Origin of the sequence: Robinsoniella sp. RHS, assembly GCF_001029355.1 — a bacterium.
GTDB lineage: Bacteria > Bacillota > Clostridia > Lachnospirales > Lachnospiraceae > Robinsoniella > Robinsoniella peoriensis.
Genome location: NZ_JNGB01000119.1, coordinates 1 through 9,161 on the forward strand (window position 1 = coordinate 1; position 9,161 = coordinate 9,161).

Annotated in this window: 8 protein-coding genes; 2 read left to right on the forward strand and 6 right to left on the reverse strand. The window is 42.1% G+C overall.

The genetic code is table 11. From position 1 onward, the window contains the following. The coding region (locus RHS_RS24635) for an ATP-binding cassette domain-containing protein (protein WP_047834668.1) at window positions 1-461 on the reverse strand (461 nt) is incomplete at its 3' end. Window positions 462-827: 366 nt separating this feature from the next. Here RHS_RS24635 and RHS_RS24640 point away from each other — a divergent pair. Continuing rightward, complete coding sequence (locus RHS_RS24640; protein ID WP_044297210.1) at window positions 828-1,781, forward strand: 3'-5' exonuclease; 954 nt, start codon at window positions 828-830, stop codon at window positions 1,779-1,781. 126 nt (window positions 1,782-1,907) lie between these two features. On the opposite strand, the gene RHS_RS24645 is transcribed toward RHS_RS24640, so the two are convergent. From RHS_RS24645 to RHS_RS24660, 4 genes are all read right to left on the reverse strand, one after another. Then, entirely contained in the window at window positions 1,908-2,645 is a 738-nt protein-coding gene (locus tag RHS_RS24645; RefSeq protein ID WP_027295360.1) for a tyrosine-type recombinase/integrase, read from the reverse strand. Between the two features lie 2 nt (window positions 2,646-2,647). Then, window positions 2,648-4,483 carry a serine hydrolase gene (locus RHS_RS31905; protein ID WP_395023517.1) on the reverse strand — a complete coding sequence of 612 codons (1,836 nt, stop codon included), beginning with the start codon at window positions 4,481-4,483 and terminating at the stop codon, window positions 2,648-2,650. Between the two features lie 318 nt (window positions 4,484-4,801). Next, entirely contained in the window at window positions 4,802-5,794 is a 993-nt protein-coding gene (locus RHS_RS24655) for an NAD-dependent epimerase/dehydratase family protein (protein WP_047834669.1), read from the reverse strand. 170 nt (window positions 5,795-5,964) lie between these two features. After that, window positions 5,965-8,205: an excinuclease ABC subunit UvrA gene (locus tag RHS_RS24660; protein WP_047834670.1), complete on the reverse strand. Its 2,241-nt coding sequence runs from the start codon at window positions 8,203-8,205 to the stop codon at window positions 5,965-5,967. Between the two features lie 97 nt (window positions 8,206-8,302). Here RHS_RS24660 and RHS_RS31910 point away from each other — a divergent pair, with 97 nt between their 5' ends. Continuing rightward, on the forward strand, window positions 8,303-8,425 hold the full coding sequence (locus RHS_RS31910) for a hypothetical protein (RefSeq protein WP_395023518.1): 123 nt from the start codon (window positions 8,303-8,305) through the stop codon (window positions 8,423-8,425). Window positions 8,426-8,861: 436 nt separating this feature from the next. On the opposite strand, the gene RHS_RS24665 is transcribed toward RHS_RS31910, so the two are convergent. Then, window positions 8,862-9,161, reverse strand: a 300-nt coding sequence (locus RHS_RS24665; protein WP_047834671.1) for a hypothetical protein, incomplete at its 5' end; no start/stop codon positions are given.

Consider the following 9,161-nt stretch of genomic DNA (forward strand, 5'->3'; position numbering starts at 1 on the left):
TTAGGATCACGAACAATAGCACGTCCCATAGCAACACGCTGTCTCTGTCCACCGGATAAAGCCTTTGGTTTACGGTCTAATAATTTTTCAAGGTCAAGGATTCTAGCTGCTTCTTTAACCATTTTGTCAATCTGATCTTTTGGAACTTTTCTTAATTTAAGACCAAAAGCCATGTTATCATAAACTGTCATATGTGGGTACAGAGCGTAGTTCTGGAATACCATCGCAATATCTCTGTCCTTAGGCTCAACGTCATTTACAACTTTATCTCCAATTTTTAATGTACCGCCTGTAATCTCTTCCAGACCTGCGATCATACGGAGTGTAGTAGATTTACCACATCCTGAAGGTCCTACAAAGATGATAAATTCTTTATCTTCAATCTCTAAGTTAAAATCTTTTACCGCCTCAAATCCGTTTGGATATGCTTTGTTAATATGCTGTAATGATAAACTTGCCATTTTTTCATCCTCCTAAAAATTTACGCTCGCCCCGCGAGTATTGTTTTTTACTGTCTTAACTATGTTGACAGTATACTAAAGAAGCCTATTTCCCGCCATACCATAATTGAACAAAGATTTTATGTTACCCTTGTAAAATCTGCTTACGCACAATTTGAGCAAAACTTTTTTAGGACAAATTGCATAAAGTAGTTTCAATTTCATATACAACTTGACGAAGTCCTTGTGTTTTTTATTTACTTTGTGTATACTACCTATATGTAACCGCGTGAAAGAAGATAGCTTTCACTATTTTTATTGAATTGTCTGGCGCAGAAACAGCTTTTTTTGTCACTGCGTTCCAATAACAGACAGATGGGTGATGATATGGATTATATAATATTTGACCTCGAATGGAACCAGTGTCCCAAAGGAAAAGACCGCGAAAACAAGGCACTTCCCTTCGAGATTATCGAAATCGGAGCAGTAAAGCTTACAAAAGAAAAAGAAGAGATCGGACGTTTTCATGAAATTATAAAGCCAACCGTTTACCATTCCTTTCATTTTAAAACAAAGGAAATACTGCAGATGGAAATGGAGGAGTTTGAGAATGCACGCACATTTCCAGAAGTCATACATAGTTTTTTTGACTGGTGCGGGAATGATGCATGCTACTGTATCTGGGGCTCCAGTGATCTGGTAGAACTGCAGCGGAATATGCGCTTTCACAATGTGGAAAATACACTTCCATATCCTCTGCGGTACTATGATATCCAGAAGATATTCAGCATTGTATACGAGGACCGCAAAACCCGCAGGAATCTGGAATATGCAGTGGATTTTCTCAAATTAAACAAAAGGGCTGGCTTTCACCGCGCTCTGGCTGATGCTTATTACACTGCTGCGGTCATGAAGCATCTTAAGGAAGAGGATATACAGACTAATTACTCCATAGACTGTTACATCCATCCAAGTTCCCGCAAGGAAGAGATATATGCTGTATATCCGACTTACTGTAAATTTATTTCCAAAGACTTTGCAAGTAAAACCGATGCCATGAAAGACCGGAAAGTGACTGCAACCAAGTGCTATATCTGCGGCAAAGCCGCAAGAAAAAAAGTGCGTTGGTTTTCAAACGGCACTAAAAATTACTACTGCCTTGCATCCTGTGAAGAACATGGTCTGATAAAGGGCAAGATACGGATGAAACGCACGGAAGATGACCGGTTTTTCTGTGTAAAAACGTTAAAACTGGTGGATGAAGAAGAAGCGCAGACAATAAAAGAAAAACAGGAACAGCTGCGCACAAAAAAGCGTCTGAAAAGGCATGGTATTTACTAAAAAGTTCTAATGCAATGCATTTCAGACAGGTAATTGCACAGCTATGTAATACGCGTGCAGTACTGCACAGCAAAACAGGTTCCGGCCATTGATAGCCAGAACCTGTTTTTTATGCCTTTGAGCTGATTATTTAGTATTCTTAAAGTTATCGATCAAATCTTCAACCTCAACCAATAAACAATCTACCCTTCCGTAGAATGCATCATTGTTTGTAGGATTATCCAATTCTCTCTCAATATATGCGAACATTTCCTGGATTTCCTGGATTCTCTTCTTACCGCTTCCGTCCTTGTATAAGATGTAACGGCTTCTTTCATTTTCTTCCGGCGTCATCTTTTTTAAGACTACTTCTACATTCGGTTTTTCACCAATATACCGGTAAGTAATAGATGGGGAAGCATGGTTTAAAAGGTTCTGCAGATAGTAAATATCATTGGTTGCCTTATAATACCTCCAGGCAAACGTCTTTCTCATTGTCTGGGCTCCAATAGAATTTAAGCCCATATTTCTTCCTACGCTTTTAAATACCCGGTAAGCCTGTTCCCTGGATAAAGGTGCTGAGGAACTGGCATGTCCCTGAATCAGATAGTTTTCCGGATCTTTCCCTTCCGTAAAATCATGAATGATTTTCTTAAGATCCGCAGGTATATTAAATGTTCTCACAATATTTTTTGTACCAATAGAAGCTTCTATACTGTCCTTATCCCGAATATCTTTATTTTTAAACTTCAGAATCTCCTGAAGCTGCATACCTGTTCCTACCCCTATTTCAAATAAAATGTAATACTTATCATCTACCTCACGTAATGCTTTTTTAAATTTCTCTAATGTCTCGTCGTCTTTAATTGGTGATACCCAGTTCATATTTATTCCTCCTCTTTCAAATGCGTTCCAGTGTCAACCATATTACCTGTCTCTCCCTGTGACCTCTGTTCTTCTAACAGCCGCTCTGCCGCATCCAGCTCCCTGGCTGCTTTCTCAGCTGCAATCCTTCGTTCTTCTGCCCTCTGTTCAGAACGCCATTCGGCTTCCTGCTCTGCCCTTAATTCTGCTTCAATTTCCTGAGGTGTCTTTCTTTGAATCTCTTCTTCTAACTGCTTTCTGATCTCCTCTTCTTTCATTCTTTCTTTTAGAATTTTTTTATAGCGATGATTACGGGTAATGGCAATTACTAAAAGCGGTACAAAAATAATTAATAAAATACCACCGATCACAGCCGATTCTACCGTATTATCCTTAATAAATATATCCAATTTCTGCCATGTGGATATAAAAACATGACTGATCCTGTCAAGCATATTAGCCGCCTTCCTGTCTGTGTTTCCATCTGCTGCCTGTCCGCTTTCCTCCAGACCGGACTGAGATTCCGGCTTTTCCGTCTCCGTCCTGTACTGAGGTCCTTTTTCTTCCTTTAAGAATACCGGCTCTACCTTTATCCTGGTTTTCCCTACCGGCCATCCGTGATAGAAAAATTCCAGCGTCTTTGCTTTAAAATCATATTTTCTGGTAACCTGTCTGGTATCTGCTCCATTTGGCAGATTCAGGCTGGTGCTTTTTGAAACCTGGAATGCAGGCTTATTAAGGCTCTGATCCTCGTTGATAATGGCTTTTCCCACGTAACTGATTCCCAAAAGCTGTGCCGCACTTTCTCTTTCACGGCTTAAATCAAATTTTTCTTTGGTGAAATTGTTAAATGCATAATCCAGTATCTGCTTTGATTCCTGATACGCTTTTTCAGCCCCATTCGTCCTCAGTATAACACTGATCAGCTTATCCTTCCCCCGCTTTACGTAAGTAACAAGGGTATTCAGTGCATCATCCGTAAAACCTGTCTTTCCGCCCAGACAGCCTGTATAACAGTAACCGTCCTCATACAGCATTTTATGATGGTTCATGAAATAACGTTCTTCATCCGTTATATTTGTTTTGGGATAAGAATACTCAACGGTATCAATGATCTTGCAGAACATTTTGTTCTTAAGTGCCGCCTGCATAATCAGCGCCATATCCCTTGCACAGGTATAATGGTTCTCGTCATGCAGACCATGTGGATTTACAAAGTGTGTGTTTACACATCCCAGCTCAGCCGCCTTATCATTCATCATCTGAGCGAAGTTCTCAACAGACCCTGCAATATGCTCTGCCACTCCATTGGATATCTCATTTGCCGATGCCAGCATAATTCCATAGAGCGCCTGACGCAGTGTCAATTGTTCTCCCGCTTTGATCCCAAGGTGGGTACTTCCCGGTTCAATGCTGTAGACTGCATTTTCGGAAAATGTTATCACGTCATCCAGATTGCCATGCTCCAATGCCAGTAAAGTGGTCATAATTTTTGTAATACTGGCCGGATATTCTTTGGCAGTCATATTCTTACTGTAGAGAAATGTTCCCGTAGAAGCGTCCATGACAACAGCTGCATCTGCTTCAATGGCATCGCCCTTTGGCCATCCCTCTACATTATTTGATTCTATAGGTAAATAGTACGACTCCGGAATCGTTTCCGTTGTATCCTCTGACGATTCTGAGCCGTTCCCATCATTATAATCTTCTGTATTTTTATTGCTCCCTGTATCACCTGCTGAATTTCCATTCTCCCCAGAATTGTCTATTTCAGTGGCGGATACCAGATGAATAGGTATACCGCTGGCCAGCAAAGATACAAGCAACACTATCGTTAAATAACGAATCCCCTTCTTCATCTATGTACTCTCCCATGTTTCAGTTTCACATGCTGCTATCTTTTTGTGGTTATATATCACATATTATAAACGATTTGTCCTGTAAAGGCAAGATGTATCGTGGATATTTCTATCCAATAATATTATACAAGGTCGGCTGTATTATGGCAATCTTAACATCAAGAAAATATTAATTTCTTAAGAATTTTTTGCCTACAACCGACCTTCAATAGTCACTTATTTATAATTGTATGTATTGTTTTATAGTTCAGCGGTGCATTCGATTTCAGCTGCTCTTCTTCCAGGGGCAGCGCCTGTTCTTCCCTTAACCGGATAGCATTATGCGTTCTTCTTTTTACTGCATACCCACCGGATCGTATCCTTTATTGTAACATACAGATCCCGTGGGTGGTAGTTTAATTCTCTGGTTGCTTTGTCATGAGAGAATTTATCATTGCTCTTTAGGGTATAAAGGGAATATTTCGTATAAAGCGGTCTTTCTTTCCTGCACTTTGCATAAAGCCCCAGCACCGGGGCTGCAGCTTTTGCGACCCACATGGGTAATTCCGGAAGATTCCTGCCGCCTTTCACCTCTTTCACCATTTTTAGTACATCACTGACCTCATAATGGCGGTTGGATAAAATATAGCACTCACCCTTTTTTCCTTTTTCTGCTGCCATCAGGCATCCCTTTGCCACATCACGGACATCCACGAAATCATAGCCTCCCCGGACACATGCGGGTAGTTTGCCGTGAATATAATCCGTTACCAGCTGAACCAGGTGGTTTCCGGACACATCGTAGGGTCCCAGAATTCCGGAAGGGTGTACGACAACTGCATCCAGTCCTTCCTTAGCTGCATCCAGCACCGCCCGGGTCGCCTCTGCTTTTGTTTTGGCATAGCCGCCCTCCACCAATTCAGCAGAAAATTGGGATACCTCTTTTAAAACCCTTGATTTCTTTTCCGGTATGGCATGTACGCTGCTGACATATACCAGCCGTTTTACTGAAAATTCCTTACAAAGTTCAATGATATTCTTCGTTCCATTTACATTAACATCATACATCCGTTCCGATACTTTCTCTGATATATCTATAATTCCGGCAGTATGGATCACTACAATTTCTCTGTTTTTAATTCCGGCGAATAACTGCACCAGACTCTCTCTGTCCCGCACGTCGCCCTTGATAAAGTGGATTTTTGAACTGTCCGTTCCAGACTCACAAGGCAGAATTAGCCCTCTTGCCTCTTCGTTGCGCCGCTTTAAGAATCTCATAATCGTACTTCCCAGATGTCCGTTTGCCCCTGTTACGATGTATATTTTCTTCATATTGATCACCTTCCGATTATTGAACACACTGTCGATTTACTTTCTTAACTGTATTATATGAAATTAGGTTGGGTAAAACAATATGCAGATTTATGTGGAGTGGCTTCTTTTTGAACAGATTTGATGCAATCTGTTCAAAAAGCCGGATATATTTTTATGCAGCTGCTTTATTAAAAACAAGATCCGCGCAGACTATCTGCCGTAAGTGTTTTTCCGCGCTGAACCATTTCCAGGGGCGTTCCCTGGAATACTACCTCACCGCCGTTTTTTCCGCCGTCCGGACCGATGTCAATAACCCAGTCCGCCTGTTTGACAACATCTAAATTATGCTCAATGACAATCAGTGTATTTCCCCTGGATACGATCGTATCAAACAATTTCATCAGACTTTCAACATCAGAGGAATGTAACCCGGTAGTCGGCTCATCCATTACAATGATACTGCCCTTTTTTCCAAGATTCTTTGCCAGCTTGATTCTCTGGCGCTCCCCGCCGGACAAGGTACTGAGCGGCTGCCCCAAAGTAAGGTAGGATAACCCTACCTGCTGCATGACCTTTAAGCATCGTACAATCCTGGTATCTTTAAACACTTCCAATGCCGCAGAAGCAGTCAGAGCCAGAAGTTCAACAATATTTTTTCCTTTGTATAAGCATCCGACCGCTTCTGCATTGTACCGTGTTCCCGAACATGCTTCGCATTCCGTGACGATGGGGTCCATAAAAGCAAGTTCCGTTACCACTACTCCTTTTCCGGAACATACCGGGCAGGCTCCCAATGAGTTAAAACTAAACAGTCCCTCTTCTTTGCTGTTCTCCCTCGCCAATAGTTTTCGTATCTCATCAAAAAAACCAAGGTAAGTTGCAGGCATGGACCGGTTGGTGGCAGTAATTGGCCCCTGATCGATCATAACGATGTCATTTTCATACTGTTTGGCAAATACCTGGGAGATGAGAGTGCTTTTTCCTGAACCCGCAACGCCGGTAACAACGGTCATAATACCCAGGGGAATATCCACATTTACATTTTTAAGATTATACAGATTTGCATTACGGACAGGCAGACTACCAGACTGATGCCGTGAATGCTCTTTCACTGGGAGGGCTGCCAGCATCGCCTTACCCGTTAACGTATCCCCCTGAAGCAGTTCCGGATAGGTGCCCATAAAGACTATTTCCCCACCGTTTTGCCCCGCCCGCGGCCCCACATCAATCACATAATCTGCTATGGAAATTACATCCTTATCATGTTCTACCACAAGCACTGTATTTCCCTTATCACGAAGTTGTCTGAGCAGACTGTTCATTCTGTAGACGTCCCTTGGATGCATACCGGTGCTGGGTTCATCAAAAATATAAGTCATTCCTGTCAAACTGCTGCCCATATAGCGGACTAATTTCAGCCTCTGGGCCTCACCTCCGGACAAGGTTGGTGATTCCCGGTTGAGATGCAGGTAAGGCAGACCAATATCAATCATTCTGTCCAGCCCCTTAATCAGTGTCTGCACCAGCATATCCACATTCTTATCGTTTATCTTAGCAAGTACCTCCCGCAGCTGGGTAAGCTCCATATCAGACATATCTGCAATAGAATATCCGTTAATCTTACAATTCAGCGCCCCCTGATTCAGCCGTTTTCCATGACAGTCGCTGCATTCCATTTCTGTAATCAGATGCTTTGATTTATCCCGTGTATGCTTGCTCTTATCACTGATGTCACGATTTAAAAGAGTACTGGTATATTTCCGGAACAAACCTGTTACTTTGGAATTTTCCGGTTTGCCTTTACCATCACGGGAACCGTATAGAAGCAGATTGTATTCCCCTGCAGAATAGTCCTTCACTGGCTTGTCCAGGTCAAACAGCCCTGATTCTGCATATTGCTTCCAATACCAGGAACCGGGCTTATAAGCAGAGTCCTTTACACACCCTTCCTTCCAGGATTTTTCTTTATCTATAATTGCTTCCATGTCTATAGTTGTAACTTTTCCAAGACCGGAACAGGTTTTACACATCCCGTTTGGGTCGTTAAATGAAAAATAGGAAGCCGTCCCCACATAAGGACTGCCGATTCTGGAAAACAGCAGCCGCAGACCGGAGTAGAGATCACTGATAGTGCCTACCGTTGACCTGGCATTTCCTCCCAACGGAGATTGATCTACCACCACAGACGGGGTTAAATTATCAATGATTTCTACATTTGGTTTCTTATACTTTGGAAGTCTGGAACGCACAAAGGATGGATAGGTGGCATTCATCTGCCGGCTGGACTCTGCGGCGATTGTATCAAACACAATGCTGGATTTACCGGAACCTGAAACACCGGTAAACACTACAATTTTCTCTTTTGGAATCTTAAGTGAAACATGCTTTAAATTATTTTCTGAAAGACCCCGAATTACAATATCATTCATATATTTACTCCTTTATGTTAGTACAGTATTGGGTAATCCCTGCAGGTTTATTTTATTTGGGTTTAGCTGATTAAGGACGCTTTGTAGATGATAGGTAGTGTACGGAAAGATGGGTATGGGAAACTGGCATGGGCTCCGTCAGCTGGCCGCAGAACTGGTATTTTCTAACCTTTCCGAAGCGCTTTTTGGCGGCACGCGGGCATTCACCGAGAAATCCTGATGCATTTCTCGGTTCAGTACCCGCTTAGTATCCGATGGGAGCCAGTCGAATACTATCCGCCAAAAAGTGCTTCGGGAAGGTTAGAAAATGCCAGTTCTGCGGTAAGCCTTCCAAACCAATGTCCTGGTCCGCCCCCTTCTCTTTCCGTACACTACCTCCATCTACAAAGCGTCCCTTCCTCAGCAAAACCTAAATTCAACCTGAAATTGTTCACTACAGTACTAGTTATCGTGGTACTAACTTATGGTAACAAATCCGTCCAGACATTCATGATGGTTTTTGCTAAATTTTATGAATGAAAATGCTAATATTAAAGGCTTCCTGAAATATTTCACTTTCAACTGGATGTCCGGGCATCGATCCATACAAAAAAGACTGATAATCCGTTAATTCTCGGAATATCAGCCTTTTTATCATCAGTTTTCAGTTTTTAAAATCATTCATCCCTTTTCCCCAAACCACAGTCATTAGAAACTCCTCTAACAGCAAACCTTAAAGTAAGCGGCTCTTTTGGATCAATCAGATATTCATCATGAATCGGCGCCCCCCAGCTGTCATCTCCGCCTACTCCCATCTGTTTTGCTATCATTCTTACCCACGTATAATTTACGGCAGGAAGTTCGTATAAATGCATGGCATTCTCCAGTTCATATGCACTGTATGGCAGAACACTGCACTCAAAGTCACCTTCCAACGCTGAAAATTCAATGCCTTCATTCTGGGCATCTGTTACTTT

Excerpts from the sequence above, each read along its gene's own strand:
- RHS_RS24655 (WP_047834669.1), bottom strand. The coding sequence starts at position 5,794 with ATGAAGAAAATATACATCGTAACAGGGGCAAACGGACATCTGGGAAGT.
- RHS_RS24640 (WP_044297210.1), top strand. The coding sequence starts at position 828 with ATGGATTATATAATATTTGACCTCGAATGGAACCAGTGTCCCAAAGGA.
- RHS_RS24660 (WP_047834670.1), bottom strand. The coding sequence starts at position 8,205 with ATGAATGATATTGTAATTCGGGGTCTTTCAGAAAATAATTTAAAGCAT.
- RHS_RS24645 (WP_027295360.1), bottom strand. The coding sequence starts at position 2,645 with ATGAACTGGGTATCACCAATTAAAGACGACGAGACATTAGAGAAATTT.
- RHS_RS31905 (WP_395023517.1), bottom strand. The coding sequence starts at position 4,483 with ATGAAGAAGGGGATTCGTTATTTAACGATAGTGTTGCTTGTATCTTTG.